Origin of the sequence: Rhizobium changzhiense (genome assembly GCF_013087625.1) — a bacterium.
GTDB classification, from domain to species: Bacteria; Pseudomonadota; Alphaproteobacteria; order Rhizobiales; family Rhizobiaceae; genus Rhizobium; species Rhizobium sophorae.
Map to the genome: position 1 here is coordinate 423246 of NZ_JABFCQ010000001.1, position 15709 is coordinate 438954.

Consider the following 15709-nt stretch of genomic DNA (forward strand, 5'->3'; position numbering starts at 1 on the left):
TCGGACGCGCGGCGCTCCATAAGCCGCAATTCAGAGCGGCGACCAGCTGCCGTCGCCGTTGCGGCAGGCAGCGCCGCGCGCCACCGTGTCCTTGCCGTCGACGGTCAGCGTGTGGGTATATTGCCGGCAGTTCTGCGAACCGACCTGATAGGGTGCTGCCGCCACCACCTTGCCGGTCACGTCCTTGCCGGTCCAGAGCACCGGCTGGCCGACAGCAGCCCCTTCCAGCGCGCGATATTCCGCCTCGAGCGCCCGCTGCTTGTCGCTGTCGGTCAAGCTCACGCCGCTGCGGCCGACGATGCCGCCCTGCAGCGCGGTGATGAAGGCGGCCGATGCCGAGGGCTTGCTCGAAAAAATGCCGCGCGAAGCGACACTCTTCGTCGTCGTGCAGCCGGACAGCGCGACGGCGACGAGAAGAGCGGAAGCGATCATGCCTTGCGAGCGTAAAATCATTGCGTCGAACCACGATCAGGGGTCAATTTCAGCCGATCGAAGTGCAGCGTCCCCGTGTCAGCATTAAGGCAAAGCATGCTATACATTTGCCAGTATCTTTGTGACATCAAGCAGTTGCTCATGCAACATCCTTTGTGACGCCGGGCAGGATAAGCTTCGCCTTCAGCCCGCCCCATTCACCGCGGGAAAGCTCGAGCCGTCCCTGGTATTCGTTGGAAATCTCGGTGACGATCGAAAGGCCGAGTCCGGTTCCGGGCTTGCTTTCGTCGAGCCGGCGGCCGCGCTTCAACGCCTCGCGGATCTGGTCCGGCTCCAGGCCCGGCCCGTCATCCTCGACGGCGAGCTCCACCCAATGGCGGCGCGCGCTCGCCTCCACCCCCTTCACATCCTCGCCGGCCTCGACGGCCGAAAGCCGCACCCTGCTCTTGGCAAAACGCGCCGCATTTTCCAGGAGATTGCCGACGGTCTCCTCGAGATCCTGCTGCTCCATGGCTACGGCCAGATGCGGCGGCGAGACGACGAGATCGAATTCGGTATCGACGTTCAGCCGGCGCATGACGCGCACCAGCCGCTCCAGCGCCGGCTCGGCATCGGTGCGGGCGAGCACGGATTCGCGCTGCGCGGCGATACGCGCCCGATTGAGATAGGACTGCACCTGCCCCTGCATCGATTCCGCTTGGCTGCGGACCAGCTCGCCATGGGATTTTTCGAGCACGCGCGCTTCGTTGAGAAGCACGGCGATCGGCGTCTTCAGCGAATGCGCGAGATTGCCGACCTGCATGCGGGCCCGCTCGACGATGCGGCGGTTGCTGTCGATCAGCGCGTTCACCTCGTTGGCGAGCGGCAGGATTTCGCGCGGGAAGTCGCCTTTCAGCTGCTCGCTCTCGCCGGCGCGGATGCGCTCCAGCGCGGCACGTGCCTTGTCGAGCGGCTTCAGGCCGTAGAGAATCGCCAGCGCGTTGACGATCAGGCTGCCGACGCCGAAACCGGCGAGCGCCAGATAGAGGCTGTGGGAGAAGGTGCGCACATCGTCTTCGACGACATCGACATTGCCGGTGACGCGGACGCGCGCCGCACGCCCATCGGTATCCAGCACCACTTCGGTCTCGGCCACCTGCACGCGGTTCCCGGAGGCATCCGTCACCTGATAATAGCGCTCGTAATTCTTGTCGAAGGGCGCCTCGACGACCGAGGGAACCGGTATGAGCGCCGAGCCCAGCGAAGGCGACACCAGCGGTGCCGTCGTATAGGTGCCGAGCGGCTCCACCACCCAGTACCAGCCAGTCTTCGGCTGGGCAAAACGCAGGTCGCCGAGCTGCGGGCTGCCGCTGAGCGCGCCCTGATCGCCGATCGTCACCGAATTGATGACATTATAGAGCTGCGCCCGCAACAGATCCTGGAAGCCGCGTTCGGCGCTCTTGCGGTAGAGGGTGGAGATCAGCAGGCCGATCACCACCAGCGCCACCGTCGACCAGACCGTGGTCAGCAACAAAACACGTGCGGTGAGTGATTTAATTCGCATGTTTCGGCGCTTGGATACGGTAACCGAGACCGCGCACCGTTTCGATCAGATCAACCCCCATTTTCTTGCGCAGGCGGCCGACGAAGACCTCGATCGTGTTGGAATCACGGTCGAAATCCTGGTCGTACATATGCTCGACCAGTTCCGTGCGCGAGACGACCTCGCCCATGTGATGCATGAGATAGGAAAGCAGGCGATATTCGTGCGAGGTCAGCTTCAGCGTCGTGCCGTTGACCGTCGCCTTCGAGGATTTGGTATCGAGCCGCACCGGTCCGCAGATGATCTCGGATGAGGAATGCCCGGCCGCACGCCGGATCAGCGCCCGAATGCGGGCCAGCACTTCCTCGACATGGAAGGGCTTGGTGACGTAGTCGTCGGCACCGGCGTCGATTCCGGCGACCTTGTCGCTCCAACGGTCGCGCGCCGTCAGAATCAGCACCGGCACGCCGCGGCCGGCGCCGCGCCATTTTTCGAGAACGGTGACCCCGTCCATCTCCGGCAGGCCGATATCGAGGATGATGGCGTCATAGGGTTCGGTGTCACCGAGGAAATGGCCTTCCTCACCGTCGAACGCCTGGTCGACGACATAGCCTGCCTCCTTCAGCGTGTCGGCCAACTGCCGGTTCAGATTAACGTCGTCTTCGACTACCAGGATGCGCATCGGTCCGCCTTCGTCCGCTTCAAATCGATCAATTGTCCTGAATAAGCCGATTCCGCCTACATCGGAACCTTTACCGTGACTTTGCGTGGGCGCTGGCCGTTACCCTGCACAAGAACGGTGATGATGCAGGTATCGCCCACCGGTTGCACGGACAGGAGCTGGCCGCCAGTCTGCTCGACGACCTGGGCTGCGGCGGCGCTGCAATCGCCTCCGATACGCACGACAAAAGTGCCCGCGGCGTCCGGTGAGGGCGCCGATACCACCAGTCCGGCGGCCAATGCTGCGACGCTCAGAGGAAAGGCCATGTGTTATGCTTTCAAGGTAATGCCAACTTGCCCCGAATATGTACTCACGCGACCTGAATGGCAAATGAATGCACTGTAATGCAGGGTGTTTAGAACTGTTCTCGACTGTTCGGGACAGCCGGTTTCAGCGCCTCTAAATTGCCGCCGTAGCAGGCTCCGGCGGCGGCCGTTGCGGCCAAAAACAATACCCTCAGCCTTGGGATCCACGCATTCTTCATCACCTCCGGTAAGGCGGGAAGCCGGCGGGACCGACACCACAGTCTCTGTCTGCGAATCGGCCGCGCTCTTCTCTTTCCTGCCGCCCGCAGCTTTCACCGGCCGGTTGAAACTGTTATGCCCTTGCTGCCCCACATTTCAGACCGTTTCAGCACCGATGCCAAAATCCTCCCGCTTCCGCTCGGCGCAGACGGTCACCGTCCTTGCCGTTACCCAGCTGATCGGCTGGGGCACGACCTTCGACATGCTCGGGGTCATGGGCCGCGTCGTGGCGCCGGATCTCGGCCTGGCGAACGAAGTGGTATTTGCCGGCCTGACGATCATGATGGTGGTCAGCGCCATCGTCGGTCCGGCAACCGGCCGCTGGCTCGGCCGCTATGGTGCTGTCCGGGTACTTTCGGCCGCCTCGCTGACCTTTGCGCTTGGCCTGCTTCTGCTTGCCGCCGCAAACGGCATCGTGCTCTATGCCAGCGCCTGGGTCATCATCGGTATCGGCGGCGCATGTGGCCTCTCGGCACCGGCCTATACCGCCGTCGTCGAGCGCGAAGGAGCAAACGGCAAACGCGTCATCGCCATCCTGATGCTGTTCACCGGGCTTTCGAGCGCCATCTTCTGGCCGATCCTCAGCCTGCTCAATGAGGCGGTCGGCTGGCGCCTCACCTTCCTGGTCTGTGCGGCGCTGCAATTCTTCGTCTGCCTACCGCTGCATCTTTTCGCCCTGCCGAAGCCGGTCGCAACGCATGTCGAAGGCGGCACAGCCGAAATCGCCCCGGTGCCGCTATCAAAGGCCAAGCAGCGAAAAGCCTTCTTGCTGATCGCCGCGGCGACGACGATCTCGACCTTCGTCACCTTCGGCATCTCTCCATCGCTGCTCGAAATCTTCCGCCAGTCCGGCGCTTCGCCGGCCTTTGCGCTGCAGCTCGGCTCGGCACGCGGCATCCTCGGCATCTCGGCACGTTTCCTCGACATGCTGCTCGGCCGGCGCGGCAACCCCATGCTCAGCGCGGCGATGGGCATCAGCCTGATGATGATGAGCTTCGTTATTATGCTGGTTGCCAGCCCATCGACGCCGCTGCTCGTCACCTTCGTTCTGTTCTACGGGTTCGGCACCGGCGTCATGACCGTCGCCCGCGCGCTGCTGCCGCTGGCGCTGTTCTCACCGAGCGAGTTCGGCCTGCAATCGGCCAGGCTGTCGCTGCCGCAGAACCTCGCCAACGCCATCGCCCCCGTCATCTTCACCGCCGTCCTCGACCGCGCCGGCACCGGCCCGGCGCTCGCCGCCTGCGCCGTTCTCGCGGCCTTGTCGCTCATCTTCGTGCTGATGCTGATGGCGCTGGTGCGCGGTGCCCGCGCATCAGAGTCAGCCATTCTTAATGTCTCTTGATTATCATCCAAGCATGGACGAACGCGGCTTTCCGTCCATACGCCGCAACCGCTGCGGCAGCCAGATCATGAACCAGAACCGCTTTTGACGAATCTTTTGAATCGCTTGCCGCCGCTTTTTCGAAAGGCGAGTCTGAGGACTCAGAAGTTGAGTCAGCTTCCGGGCGATCCGAATCCGGACAATCATTCATCCATTTGAAATTTCAATGGAATACAGCGTGGCCGAACGCTTTCGCAAGTCAGAGCGGCCGCGTCACCGCCGTATGGTTATCGTAGTCGGCGGCGATGCGCTTTTCCCGGAGCGGCCGCACGCGATCGATCGAGAGCTGATAATCGGGATGCGCCTTGTAGGCGGCAAGGGCCGCCTCGTCGTCGAATTCGCCATAGACTACGAGATCGATCTCGGTGCCCAGCTGATCGGTCTTCACATTGGTGCCGATTTCCAGCAGCCGCGCATGCGGAATGCCGGTCAGTATAGAAAGCCCGGCCCTCACCTCCTGCAGATGTTCCTCCTGCACGGTGAAGAAGACGATATGACGGATCACGCGGAAGCTCCTGTCAGATTTGTCAAAGTGATGGAGCGACCTTGGCGCATCCTATCGGACGCGCCGCACTCCAGATCTCAGCCGGGCGATAACATGCGCGCCCCAGGCCTTCAACCGCGCAAGCATGCCATGGGCCGCATCGGGACGTATCGCCGCATCGAAGACCATGGCATAGGCGGCGAGCTTTTCCGCCCGGTCGGTGCCATTGACGATGCGGCGCGCATTCACCCAATCCGCGGTCGTCGCGTTCAGGTGATCGGCGAGCCTGTGGCCGGTAAAGCTGCCCTGCAGCATGCCTTCGATCAGGATCGTCACCGCCGCATCCATCTCCATCGCCCGGTCGGGATCGGCAACGAGGTCGATCCCCGTCAGCACACTCATCGCCTCGTAGTTCCGCTTGTGGGTGAGTTGCACCAGGCCGCGTCCGAGCCAGCTCCGACCATCCTCATCCGGCCGCCAGTAGGGCGTCTTCACCCAGGAGAGCCGGCCCGCGGCAAAGGCCGTCTCGAGGATCTCGACCGCGCGCACATCGCTTTCCGCCAGCGTCTCGCGCACCGGCTGCATCGTATAAGCGGTCTCGTGGTAAGCGGTTGCGAGGATGTAAGCGAGCCACCGCCGGTCGGCATCGGCAAACCGTTCTTCCCAGGCGTCGAGAATCGCCGTGACGCCCACTACCTGAGGCTGAGTCAGGTTTCCCTTGAAGAGTCCGTGCCGCACAACATCGAAAAAGAATGCCCGGTCCATGTGGACAACCATTCCGCGCTTCCCTCAAATATCAAGGTTAAAACTATCTTAATCGATTAAATTCGATTTAATCGTTTAAAGTGTTTAAGCCACTGATTTACACGCCTTTTGTCTTGTGCAATGCATCTTCCTGCCCTGAAGCCTTACCACGAAAAGAGGAGACTTCCGATGCAGACGCCCGCCAATGCCCCAACCACCATTCCCCAGCATGTCGTCGACCAGATGGAAAACGAATGGCGCCAGGTTCGCCCTGAACGGGAAAATACGCGCCCAGCCCAGCAGCCTCAACAACAACGCTGAAATAGACGCAAAGCGGTACCGATGTAAGCTCGAGCGCCGCCCAGCGCCCGATCAATGCCCCGGCCAGTTACTCGTGGCCGGGTGAATTTTTCAAAGGTGCAATAAACGTCCCGGCGGTTTGACCGCCCCTCATCTCGTCACAGCCCCTCATCGCATCACAGCATCCAGCCGTTTCGCCAGCGTGTCCAACGATCGGGTGAAAACCATCCTGTCGTCCAGCGCACGCGACAACACCAGCGCGCCCTGAATACCGGAGACGCCCTCCTCGGCGAGCGCTTGAGCCTCCCCCTCAGGGCAGCCTGCCCGCATCAGCGCCGAACGCAAGGCGTCGATCCAGCGGACGAAATAGTCGCTGATCGCTGCCGAAAACCGTTCCCGTGTCTCGTCGAGCGCGAAGGCACCGACGAGGCAGATGCGGCCCCCGGAGCGGAAATAATCATTCACATTCGTCCACATCGCTGCGATCGCCTGATGGGCGTCGCCCTCTCTCAACGGCTGATAGATCGCATGTTCGAACCAGGCATCGACCTCGGCGAGCACGGCACTCGCCATCTCCTCCTTGCCGCCGGGGAAGAAGTGGTAAAGGCTGCCCTTGCCGATGCCGGTGCGTTCGGTGATCCGGCTGAGCGACGCGCCCTCATAGCCGAGTTCGCGGAAGATTTCCGCCAGCAGCGGTATGATGTCGGCGCGTTCGTAGAGAGTTTTCACCCGCGAACTTCCCTTGGCTTGATCAGAGGCCGAGTTCTGTCAGACCGGGATGCTCGTCCGGCCGCCGGCCGAGCGTCCAATGGTACTTGCGTTCCGATTCCCGGATCGGCAGGTCGTTGATGCAGGCGAAGCGGCGCTGCATCAAGCCGGCGGCGTCGAATTCCCAGTTCTCGTTGCCATAGGAGCGGAACCAGTTGCCGCTGTCATCGTGCCATTCATAGGCGAAGCGCACGGCGATGCGATGATCGGTGAAGGCCCAGATCTCCTTGATCAGCCGGTAATCCAGCTCCTTTGCCCATTTGCGGGTGAGAAAGGCAACGATCTCGGCGCGGCCGGTGATGAATTCGGCTCGGTTCCGCCAGCGGCTGTCCGGCGTATAGACGAGCGAGACGCGATCGGGATCACGGCTGTTCCAGCCGTCCTCGGCAAGACGGACTTTCTGGGTGGCGGTCTCAAGGGTGAAAGGCGGGACGAGGCTGGACATCGGTTCTCCCGGGCACTCCTGTACTGAACGGTTATCATTGTACTGATCGGTATAATTATTGGCAAGCCGCTTCGAGACGGCATTACTCAAAGGCCGGGAGGCAGGCTCCACCGCAGCGGCAGGGCATCCGGGCGAAGCACGATCTCTTCCGGCGTGAAACGCCACAACCTTTCCGCCCGTTGAAAGGTGGCGACCTCGGGTGAATCCAGCAGCACCTCGACCCTTCCCGTCATCTGCAGCATGTCGCCGGTTTCGAAATCGATGAAGACCAGCCCTGCCTTCGGGTTGACGAGGAAATTACCCAGCGTGTTGAAGAACCGATTGCCGGGAAAATCGGGAACGGTCAGCACGCCGTCGGCGCCGACACGCACGAAGCCGGCATTGCCGCCGCGATGGGACACGTCCACCTGCCGCTCGCCATTTTCGCGGTCGACATAGGAGGCGACAAAGAAGGTATCGGCGCCCTCGATCATCCGCCGCGCCCGATCGTCGAATTGACCGGAATGAAGCAGCGCCATCGCTGTCGGCACATCAGGATCGCGGACAAAGGCGGAAGAGCGAGGCTGGATATATTGCGGGCAATTGCCAAAACTCTGGCCGACGCGGACCTGGAAAGCTCCGGCCTCCGTCCTGTGGATGACGCCGTTCAGCCGGTTGCGCCGCCGGGTCTCGAGCTGGATGCCGAGCATTGCGATGGCGCCGCCATCTTCCATGCCGGCGTCGGCAGGATCGGCTGTGTCGCGCGGCAGGTGCACCTCGAGAATCTCCGGCTCCGGCGAAGCTAGGAAACCTGGGTGGCCAGCCCGCACCGTCGCCCAGACGTCGCCCTTGGCATCGACCGCGCCGAGCACGACGAAAGGCAGCATCGGAAAGAAGGCGCGGTGCTGCTCGGGCATCGCCTTGCGGAGGAAATTGCGTCCGGGCCCGTCCATTCGCTCGACGACGCCGACACTGCGCTGCATGGCGAGTTCACCCTCGTGCCAGGGTGACGGCGCGTCCTGTCTTGACTGCTCCAACATCACGGGCCTCCTTGCGGGTATGATTTGAGAAACCGGGACGGCGATCCCGCCCCGGAGGTTCTTATGCGGCAAGGCCGACCTTGGTCTTGCGGAAGCCGACGAAGCCCGGCAGCGCTTCGATGCGCGCAAGCCAGGCGCGGACGTTTGGGTAGGCGGAAGTATCAACATTGCCCTCCGGCGCATTGGCGATGTAGCTGTAGAGCGCGACGTCGGCGATGACAGGATTGTCGCCGAGCAGGAAATTGCGGCCGGAGAGCTCCGCCTCGATCAGCGCCAGAATGCGGTGCGCCCGGGCGATCACCTCGTCGGTGCGGAAATCGGCGCCGAAGACGGTGACCAGGCGCGCGGCACATGGCCCAAAGGCGACCTCGCCGGCCGCAACCGAGAGCCATTTCTGTATCCGCGCCGCCGCCACCGCCTCTTCCGGCAGCCAGTCGGTGCGGCCGTATTTGCGCGCGAGATAGACGAGGATGGCAGCGGAATCGGCAATGACTGTGCCGTTGTCGTCGAGCACCGGCACCTGGCCAAAGGGATTGAGCTTCAGAAAGTCCGGCGCCTTATGAGCGCCTGCCGCCATGTCGACTTCGACCAGTTCATAGGGGACGCCAAGCAGCGACAGGAACAAGTGAGCCCGGTGGGCATGGCCGGAAAGCGGGTGATGGTAGAGTTTCATGATGGTTCCTTTGGTCTTCTAATCGACGACGCGGTTGGCGATGGCCGCTTCGAACCATCTGCGGATTAATTTACTGCCTTCCACCTGCCTGCAGTAGAATGCTAATCTGGAAGGCATGTTACCAAATCATGGAAGGATAGAATGGACCGCCTCGACGCCATGAGCGTGCTTCTTGCGGTTGTCGAACAGGGCAGCCTGTCGGCCGCCTCCCGGCATCTGCGATCCCCGCTCGCAACCGTCAGCCGCAAGGTTTCGGAACTGGAAGCCCATCTCAACGCCCAGCTGCTGCAACGGAGCAACCGGAAGATCACGCTGACGGAGGCCGGCCGCTCCTATGTCGAGGCGGCGCGGGAAATTCTCGATCGGGTGGAAGAGGCGGAACGGACGGCGGCGGGCGAATATAGCGCGCCAAAGGGCGAGTTGACGATGACAGCGCCCATTGTCTTCGGGCGGCTGCATGTCCTGCCTGTCGTGGTGGATTTCCTAAAAGCCTATCCCGACATCAATCTGCGGCTGATGCTTGGCGACCGGCTATCGAACCTCGTCGAGGATCATATCGACGTGGCGCTTCGGATCGGCAACCTGCCGGATAGCAACCTGATTGCCACAAGGCTCGGCGCGATCCGCCGCACCGTCTATGCCAGCCCCGATTATCTCACGCGGCACGCCCTGCCCCGGCATCCAGGCGATCTCGCCGCCCATGACTGCGTCACCTTCGAGGGCATGGCCTCAACGCTGAGCTGGACATTCACCGACGGGAAACATGATCTCGCGGTGCCGATCCGCTCACGGCTTGCCGTCAACACCGCCGAGGCCGCGGTCGATGCGGCTGTCGCCGGCCTCGGTATCACCCGCGTGCTTTCCTACCAGGCCGCACGCGCCGAGATGGCCGGCCTGCTGGTGCCGCTGCTTGCCGATTTCGAACCGCCGCCGGCGCCGGTGCATCTCGTCTATCCCACGCAGGGGCTGGTGCCGCTGAAACTGCGGGCGCTGCTCGATTTCGCAACGCCGCGCCTGCGCGCGACTTTGAATAAACCTTAAAGCGCATCGCGCTTTAGGTCTTTGTTTTTACGCATGTCGTTATCGCAAAACCGCTGCACACTTTTGCGCGACATGCTTTAGGCGAGCTTGCCCTCTTCCGCCTTGTAGAAATACTGGCTGGCCACCAGCCAGCCCTTCAGCGGCCGGAGCGGCGGAATGCATGTGGCAAGCATGAAGGGGCCGGTGACCAGAAGCTGCACCCAGATCGGCGCCGAAAAGGCCACCTCCAGCCAGACGCCGAGCAGCACGCTCGGGATGCAGGCGAAGCAGATGACGAAGAAGGCCGGACCGTCGGCCGGATCGGCGAAGGAATAATTGAGACCGCAGACCTCGCATTCGGGCTGCAATGTCAGGAAGCCCTTGAACATATGACCCTGGCCGCAGCGCGGGCAGCGCCCCTTGATGCCGGTCTGCATCGGAGGAAGTGGGGGATATTCCGTGTCCATGACGATCTCGCTTTCTTGCTCCGCAAACATTATTACCATCAATGTTTGCAATGAATGCATGCAATATAGTTACATTATGGGGAAATTGCCAGTCAATTTGTCAGAATGCCGCAGACCCCCTGGCGCGTGCCGGCAGCAAGCTGACTGCAGATTTTTATCAAGCTGCGTGTGGGGCCGCAGCCAGGCCTGGCAGCCTGGGCGAATCAGAGGTGAACGTGGTGGTGGTGAACGTGACGGTTACGCTTCGCCCATGCCCGGATAGATCTGGGCGCGACCGATCTGATGTCGATCGCTCGCGCCTGAGCAGCCCGGAGCTGGATTCTGCGTCAGAAGAACGACGCTGCCATTTCCGGCGGGCCTTCCAGCGCATGGGCCATGAATTCCAGTGCGCCCTGCAGTTTCTCCCGAGTGATCGGTCCGCCAAGGCAGACACGCACGGCCTCGGGTGCCGTGCCCTCGACCGTGAAGGCATCGCTTGCGACGACGCCGACGCCGGAAGAGCGGGTATGGCTGCCGAAGGTAGAGCGGGTCCAGCCGTTGGAGAGCGGCAGCCAGATGTTGAAGCTGATCGGATCGGCGCGGTAGCTGCCGGCCGGCAGGATGGCGGCGACCATCTGCTGGCGGGCGGCGGCCTCGGCACGGATGAAACGCAGGATCGTATCGGCAGTGCCGTCCTCGATCCAGCGGGTGGCCAGCGCCACGGTCAGCGGCGAGGCCATGACATTGTTGGCGCGCATGGCGCTGACGAAGGGCCACACGGCCTTGCTGTCCGGCGCCACGACATAGGCAAGGCGCAGACCCGCGCCGATGCATTTCGCCAGCCCGCCGATATGCCAGGTCAGATCGGGCGCTGTTGCCGCGAGCGGCGCCGGGCCGTGCTGCGGAATGAAGCCGTAGGCATCGTCCTCGACGATCGGCACGTGATATTTGCGGGCGACGGCGCAGATTTCCTCGCGGCGCCTGGCCGGGATGGTCAGCGTCATCGGGTTCTGCAGCGTCGGATTGAGATAGAGCGCCTTCGGCTTCAATCTCTCGCAGGCCTCGGCAAAGGCGTCCGGCAGGATACCGTCCTCGTCCATCGGCAGGCCGGTCAGATTGAGCCGCAGCTGGGCGGCTATCGAGCGCATGCCGGGATAGGTGATGATTTCCGAAAGCACGGTTTCGCCCGGCTTTGCCAGCAGGCCGAAAATCGCCAGCAGGGCCGGATGGGCGCCGGGTGTGACGAAGATGCGCTCCTGCGACGGCACCAGCCCGCGACGGCTGAGCCAGGAGGCGGCAGCCTCCTTGTCCATGCTGGAGCCGCCGAAACCCTGATAACGCAGCAGCGGAATGAGGTTTGCCGTCACCGCTGACATGCCCTCGCGCATGCGGGCGATCAGCTCGGGATCATCCGGTTCCGGCGGCATATTCATCGAGAAATCGACGATGGAGGCGCGGCGGGGATCGGGCGCGGCGTCGGGCGCGAATCCCTGGCGCTCCTTGTCCGCGCCACCGGTAACGAAAGTGCCTCGGCCGACATGCGAATCCACAAGCCCGCGCTTCTGCGCCTCGACATAACCTCTCGCCACCGTCGTGAAATCGACATTCAGCCGCTTGGCGAGTTCGCGTTGCGGCGGCAGCCGGTCCCCAACCACAAGATGCCCGCTGCGCAGATCCATTTCGATCACATCGGCGATCGCCATATAACGCGGGCTGCTGCTGCGGCTGAGATCGGGATGCCAGTCTTTCATGTCGAAATCCGTATCGGTCTGATTCCTGATGAGATTGACCGTATATTGTTGCACAATGCCGCTGTCACGAAAAATGTCGCGCGCCAAGTCCGGAGAACGACGCAGGACGGAATGGCGCAGCTTTTGCGCACGCCTTGATACGTTTTAATGACGGATTGTCGCCGGATTTGACTGCTGTCTGCGCAAATACAATCTGGCACTGCGACCGCGCTGTCGCAGGCGGATTTCGGCAGCGTGTGCGCCAATGACGTGCTGACGATCCGCTCGGCTTGCCGATCGGCTTTCACCCGAGAAGGCCCGGGTGAGGCGCGAGGACGGCAAGACAATCAGCAGCGTCTTCAGCGCGTATTGACGAGGGTATGCCGCGAGCTACGGCTTCAGGCGTAGGCCGCGAAAGCGTCAATGCCGGTCAGCCTTGCCGACAAGATCCACAGGCGTGCCGCCTCCTCGGGATCGGCTGCATGGTCGCTGACGCCGCCGGGTTCTCCAACCGTTGCGCGGATGGCGATATCGCAGTCCTCGCAATAGAGGCCTCCCATACCGTCGAGTTGCGGCGAGGTCGCCGCCCAAACCTGCGTGGCGGCCCCCTGGGATGCCGTCTTGAATGTCGGATCAATCGGGTTGCCATCCGCATCGATCCAGCCGGCCCCGACCATTTCCTCCTTTGCGAGATGGCGCTGCAAGGGGGTAAAGATCTTGCCCGGGTGCAGCGAGAAGGCGCGGATGCCGGTGTCGCGCCCGAGCCTGTCCAGATGCACGGCGAAAAGTGCGTTGGCGGTCTTCGACTGGCCGTAGGCCCGCCATTTGTCGTAACCGGTCTCGAATTGCACATCCTCCCATCTTATGGCCGAGTTGTGATGGCCACCGGAGGAAACCGAAACGATGCGAGCGCCGCGCGAGATCGCCGGCCAAAGGCGGTTGACCAAGGCGAAATGGCCGAGATGATTGGTCGCGAAGTGTGCCTCCCATCCGTCGCCGACACGCGTTTCCGGGCAGGCCATGATGCCGGCGCTGTTGATCAGGATGTCGATGCTGCGGCCAGACACGACGAACCGCTCGGCAAAGACGCGAACGCTTTCGAGGTCGGAAAGGTCGAGCCGATCAATCTCTACGCCATCGATATCGGCGACCGCGCTGCGCGCCGCCTCGATGCTCCTTGCGCCGATGGTCACCTTGGCGCCGGCGCCCGCCAGAGCGCGCGTGGTCTCGAGCCCGAGACCGGAATGGCCGCCGGTGACGATGGCGCGCTTGCCGGAAAGATCGAGACCGGCCAGAACCTCGCCGGCCGTCGTGTGGGCTCCAAATCCGGAGCCGATGGGGACTTGTTTGTCACTCATGATAATTACCTTTGTTCTGCGGCGTTGCCGTCGCTCGGGATGACGGTCGCGAGAATAAGGCGTAGCCTCCAGACGATCCATGCGCTAAAGTCCGACATATCTTCGCCATCGTCCGGATTTTTACATGGATCCGTTATCCGATGTTCTCGCATTGCTCAAACCGCGCAGCTATGTTTCCGCGGGGCTTGACGCTGGCGGCGCTTGGGCGATCGATTTTCCGCCCCCGGATGGCATCAAGTTCAACGCCGTGATTTCAGGCGCGTGCTGGCTGAGCGTCGATGGCGTCCCCGAAGCTGTCCGCCTGGAGGAAAACGACTGCTTTCTGCTGACGCGCCGCCGAGCCTTTCGTCTCGCCAGCGATCCGGCGCTCGAAGCGATCCCGTCCGACGCGATCTATTCGATCGCCCGCGACGGCATTGCGACTTGCAACGGCGGCGGCGATTTCTTCCTGATCGGCAGCCGTTTTTCCTTTTCGGGAGGAAATTCCGACATCCTTCTCGGAATCCTGCCGCCGATCGTCCATGTGAAGAGGGATTCCGATCACGCCGCCGTGCTGCGCTGGTGTCTCGATCGGATGACGCGCGAACTGCGCGACCAGCAGCCGGGTGGCTTTCTGATGGCGGAGCATTTTGCTCATGTCATGCTCATGCAGGTGTTGCGCCTCCATATCGCATCGCCGAATGCGCGCGGCGTCGGCTGGCTTTTCGCGCTTACCGACCGGCGGATCGGTGCGGCTATCGGTGCCCTGCATGCCGATCCAGCCCGCAAGTGGACGCTGCAGTCGCTGGCTGAACGGGCCTCGATGTCCCGGTCCAGTTTTGCTCTCCACTTCAAGGAAAAGGTCGGGCTTGCGCCGATGGATTATCTGACGCGCTGGCGCATGCTCCTCGCAGGTGACCGATTGACAAACTCGGCCGAAGCAATTGCCGGTGTCGCTCTGTCGCTTGGTTATGAATCCGAAAGCGCATTCAGCACCGCTTTCAAGAGAGTGATGGGATGCTCGCCGCGGCAATATGGTCGCGCTCAGCCGCCCGGTGCCATGCGAGATAGGCTCGGCGCTCAGTGAAACCTTGATTGGTGCAGGCATCGGAGGGAGGTCGCGCGTTGGCCTGCCGAAATTCCCTCCGATACGGTCTTGCACCCGCCGTCCATTCTCTTACCTATTCAAGGAAGAATGCGCCGGCTTTCGGCCTTTCGCGTCGGCGCCCATCGGGATGAAAGCATGAATATCGATCCGATCTTGCGGTCAGTCGTGGCCGTCCGTTCCTCCATTCCGGAAGATGCCTTCACGGCGGAGACGCTGGGCACTGTCCGGGAAGGCAGCGGCGTGGTCATTCGCGACAATGGGCTGGTGCTGACCATCGGTTATCTCATCACCGAGGCCGAAGAGGTCTGGCTGACGACCCATGACGGGCGTGTGGTTCCCGCGCATGCGCTTGCCTATGATCAGGAAAGCGGCTTCGGCCTGGTCCAGGCGCTCGGGGCCTTGAATGCCCCGGCGGTGGATCTCGGCGATGCGGCCACGGCCAAGCCCGGCGATCCCGTCGTGCTTGCCGATGGCATCGGCGAATTTGTCGAGGCAAATATCGTCGCCCGGCAGGAATTTGCCGGCTATTGGGAATATCTGCTGGACGAGGCTATTTTCACGGCACCGGCCCACCCCTCATGGGGTGGTGCGGCGCTGATCGGTTCGGACGGCAAGCTTCTCGGTATCGGTTCGCTTCGCCTGCAGATGAGCCATGGCGACGAGGTTGCCGATATCAACATGGTCGTGCCGATCGACCTTTTGCCGCCCATCCTCGACGATCTCTTGAACCGCGGCCAGGTCAACAAGCCACCGCGGCCCTGGCTCGGCGCCTTCTCCGCCGAGAGCAATGGCGGCGTGGTGGTCATGAGCGTGGCCGAAGGCGGTCCGGCCGCCCAGGCTGGCCTGCGTCAGGGCGATATCATTTCGGAGATCCGCGACGAAGAGGTCGACGGCCTGGCCGATTTCTACCGTAAGGTCTGGAGCAGCGGTCCCGCCGGCGCCGAAATCCCCATGCGGATCCTCAGGAACGGCCGGGAAGCCTGGCTGCGCATCAAATCCGCCGACCGCAACAGCTTTCTCAGAAAGCCGCAGCTGCAGTAGGGCCGCCGGCGCCT

At 62.6% G+C, this 15709-nt stretch carries 18 protein-coding genes; 5 read left to right on the forward strand and 13 right to left on the reverse strand.

Translation table 11 applies throughout. The annotated features are described in order from the left end of the window. Positions 1-30: 30 nt before the first annotated feature. The 4 genes from G9X68_RS02080 to G9X68_RS02095 form a co-directional block, all read right to left on the reverse strand. Positions 31-453, reverse strand: coding sequence for a hypothetical protein (locus G9X68_RS02080; RefSeq protein ID WP_171601077.1), 423 nt, complete (start codon positions 451-453; stop codon positions 31-33). 118 nt (positions 454-571) lie between these two features. Beyond that, entirely contained in the window at positions 572-1975 is a 1404-nt protein-coding gene (locus G9X68_RS02085; protein WP_018070966.1) for a sensor histidine kinase, read from the reverse strand. Continuing rightward, complete coding sequence (locus tag G9X68_RS02090) at positions 1965-2636, reverse strand: response regulator transcription factor (protein WP_003546765.1); 672 nt, start codon at positions 2634-2636, stop codon at positions 1965-1967. Before G9X68_RS02090 ends, G9X68_RS02085 begins: the two co-directional genes overlap by 11 nt. Positions 2637-2692: 56 nt before the next feature. Beyond that, positions 2693-2941, reverse strand: a complete 249-nt coding sequence (locus G9X68_RS02095) for a hypothetical protein (protein ID WP_027665150.1) — start codon at positions 2939-2941, stop codon at positions 2693-2695. A gap of 373 nt (positions 2942-3314) precedes the next feature. Between G9X68_RS02095 and G9X68_RS02100 the strand changes: the two genes are divergently transcribed. Further along, a complete protein-coding gene (locus G9X68_RS02100; protein ID WP_171601078.1) occupies positions 3315-4541 on the forward strand; it encodes an MFS transporter in 1227 nt (408 codons plus the stop codon). A gap of 238 nt (positions 4542-4779) precedes the next feature. Here G9X68_RS02100 and G9X68_RS02105 read toward each other — a convergent pair whose 3' ends face one another. Both G9X68_RS02105 and G9X68_RS02110 read right to left on the reverse strand, forming a co-directional pair. Next, the gene (locus G9X68_RS02105; RefSeq protein WP_168313360.1) at positions 4780-5085 is read right to left on the reverse strand and encodes a Dabb family protein; all 306 of its coding nucleotides are present in this window, start codon (positions 5083-5085) and stop codon (positions 4780-4782) included. Positions 5086-5136: 51 nt separating this feature from the next. Then, the gene (locus tag G9X68_RS02110; protein WP_171601079.1) at positions 5137-5841 is read right to left on the reverse strand and encodes a hypothetical protein; all 705 of its coding nucleotides are present in this window, start codon (positions 5839-5841) and stop codon (positions 5137-5139) included. 156 nt (positions 5842-5997) lie between these two features. On the opposite strand from G9X68_RS02110, the gene G9X68_RS32150 reads away from it, so the two are divergent. Then, the gene (locus tag G9X68_RS32150) at positions 5998-6129 is read left to right on the forward strand and encodes a hypothetical protein (RefSeq protein WP_280526503.1); all 132 of its coding nucleotides are present in this window, start codon (positions 5998-6000) and stop codon (positions 6127-6129) included. 147 nt (positions 6130-6276) lie between these two features. Here G9X68_RS32150 and G9X68_RS02115 read toward each other — a convergent pair whose 3' ends face one another. The 4 genes from G9X68_RS02115 to G9X68_RS02130 all read right to left on the reverse strand — a co-directional run bounded on the left by G9X68_RS02115 (position 6277) and on the right by G9X68_RS02130 (position 9013). After that, the gene (locus tag G9X68_RS02115; protein ID WP_171601081.1) at positions 6277-6837 is read right to left on the reverse strand and encodes an LmrA/YxaF family transcription factor; all 561 of its coding nucleotides are present in this window, start codon (positions 6835-6837) and stop codon (positions 6277-6279) included. 22 nt (positions 6838-6859) lie between these two features. Next, positions 6860-7321 (reverse strand): nuclear transport factor 2 family protein, encoded by a 462-nt coding sequence (locus G9X68_RS02120; protein WP_171601083.1) that lies wholly within the window; start codon positions 7319-7321, stop codon positions 6860-6862. 86 nt (positions 7322-7407) lie between these two features. After that, entirely contained in the window at positions 7408-8340 is a 933-nt protein-coding gene (locus tag G9X68_RS02125) for a pyridoxamine 5'-phosphate oxidase family protein (RefSeq protein WP_171601085.1), read from the reverse strand. 61 nt (positions 8341-8401) lie between these two features. Beyond that, the gene (locus tag G9X68_RS02130; RefSeq protein WP_171601087.1) at positions 8402-9013 is read right to left on the reverse strand and encodes a glutathione S-transferase family protein; all 612 of its coding nucleotides are present in this window, start codon (positions 9011-9013) and stop codon (positions 8402-8404) included. Between the two features lie 141 nt (positions 9014-9154). Between G9X68_RS02130 and G9X68_RS02135 the strand changes: the two genes are divergently transcribed. Next, on the forward strand, positions 9155-10054 hold the full coding sequence (locus tag G9X68_RS02135; protein WP_171601088.1) for a LysR family transcriptional regulator: 900 nt from the start codon (positions 9155-9157) through the stop codon (positions 10052-10054). Between the two features lie 77 nt (positions 10055-10131). Here the strand turns inward: G9X68_RS02135 and G9X68_RS02140 are convergent, their stop codons facing one another. The 3 genes from G9X68_RS02140 to G9X68_RS02150 form a co-directional block, all read right to left on the reverse strand. Further along, the gene (locus G9X68_RS02140) at positions 10132-10500 is read right to left on the reverse strand and encodes a DUF983 domain-containing protein (protein WP_171602130.1); all 369 of its coding nucleotides are present in this window, start codon (positions 10498-10500) and stop codon (positions 10132-10134) included. 326 nt (positions 10501-10826) lie between these two features. Then, complete coding sequence (locus G9X68_RS02145; protein ID WP_168313352.1) at positions 10827-12230, reverse strand: aminotransferase-like domain-containing protein; 1404 nt, start codon at positions 12228-12230, stop codon at positions 10827-10829. Positions 12231-12607: 377 nt separating this feature from the next. Continuing rightward, positions 12608-13567: an SDR family NAD(P)-dependent oxidoreductase gene (locus tag G9X68_RS02150; RefSeq protein WP_171601090.1), complete on the reverse strand. Its 960-nt coding sequence runs from the start codon at positions 13565-13567 to the stop codon at positions 12608-12610. A gap of 124 nt (positions 13568-13691) precedes the next feature. On the opposite strand from G9X68_RS02150, the gene G9X68_RS02155 reads away from it, so the two are divergent. Further along, the gene (locus G9X68_RS02155; protein WP_171601092.1) at positions 13692-14633 is read left to right on the forward strand and encodes an AraC family transcriptional regulator; all 942 of its coding nucleotides are present in this window, start codon (positions 13692-13694) and stop codon (positions 14631-14633) included. Positions 14634-14789: 156 nt separating this feature from the next. Further along, a complete protein-coding gene (locus tag G9X68_RS02160; protein ID WP_171601093.1) occupies positions 14790-15695 on the forward strand; it encodes a S1C family serine protease in 906 nt (301 codons plus the stop codon). The last annotated feature ends 14 nt before the right edge of the window (positions 15696-15709 follow it).

Bases quoted from the DNA above. Each gene is read 5' to 3' on its own strand.
- G9X68_RS32150 (WP_280526503.1), top strand. From the start codon at position 5,998: ATGCAGACGCCCGCCAATGCCCCAACCACCATTCCCCAGCATGTCGTC.
- G9X68_RS02130 (WP_171601087.1), bottom strand. From the start codon at position 9,013: ATGAAACTCTACCATCACCCGCTTTCCGGCCATGCCCACCGGGCTCAC.
- G9X68_RS02085 (WP_018070966.1), bottom strand. From the start codon at position 1,975: ATGCGAATTAAATCACTCACCGCACGTGTTTTGTTGCTGACCACGGTC.
- G9X68_RS02120 (WP_171601083.1), bottom strand. From the start codon at position 7,321: ATGTCCAGCCTCGTCCCGCCTTTCACCCTTGAGACCGCCACCCAGAAA.
- G9X68_RS02160 (WP_171601093.1), top strand. From the start codon at position 14,790: ATGAATATCGATCCGATCTTGCGGTCAGTCGTGGCCGTCCGTTCCTCC.
- G9X68_RS02090 (WP_003546765.1), bottom strand. From the start codon at position 2,636: ATGCGCATCCTGGTAGTCGAAGACGACGTTAATCTGAACCGGCAGTTG.
- G9X68_RS02150 (WP_171601090.1), bottom strand. From the start codon at position 13,567: ATGAGTGACAAACAAGTCCCCATCGGCTCCGGATTTGGAGCCCACACG.
- G9X68_RS02145 (WP_168313352.1), bottom strand. From the start codon at position 12,230: ATGAAAGACTGGCATCCCGATCTCAGCCGCAGCAGCAGCCCGCGTTAT.
- G9X68_RS02110 (WP_171601079.1), bottom strand. From the start codon at position 5,841: ATGGTTGTCCACATGGACCGGGCATTCTTTTTCGATGTTGTGCGGCAC.
- G9X68_RS02155 (WP_171601092.1), top strand. From the start codon at position 13,692: ATGGATCCGTTATCCGATGTTCTCGCATTGCTCAAACCGCGCAGCTAT.
- G9X68_RS02125 (WP_171601085.1), bottom strand. From the start codon at position 8,340: ATGTTGGAGCAGTCAAGACAGGACGCGCCGTCACCCTGGCACGAGGGT.
- G9X68_RS02080 (WP_171601077.1), bottom strand. From the start codon at position 453: ATGATTTTACGCTCGCAAGGCATGATCGCTTCCGCTCTTCTCGTCGCC.
- G9X68_RS02135 (WP_171601088.1), top strand. From the start codon at position 9,155: ATGGACCGCCTCGACGCCATGAGCGTGCTTCTTGCGGTTGTCGAACAG.
- G9X68_RS02140 (WP_171602130.1), bottom strand. From the start codon at position 10,500: ATGGACACGGAATATCCCCCACTTCCTCCGATGCAGACCGGCATCAAG.
- G9X68_RS02100 (WP_171601078.1), top strand. From the start codon at position 3,315: ATGCCAAAATCCTCCCGCTTCCGCTCGGCGCAGACGGTCACCGTCCTT.
- G9X68_RS02095 (WP_027665150.1), bottom strand. From the start codon at position 2,941: ATGGCCTTTCCTCTGAGCGTCGCAGCATTGGCCGCCGGACTGGTGGTA.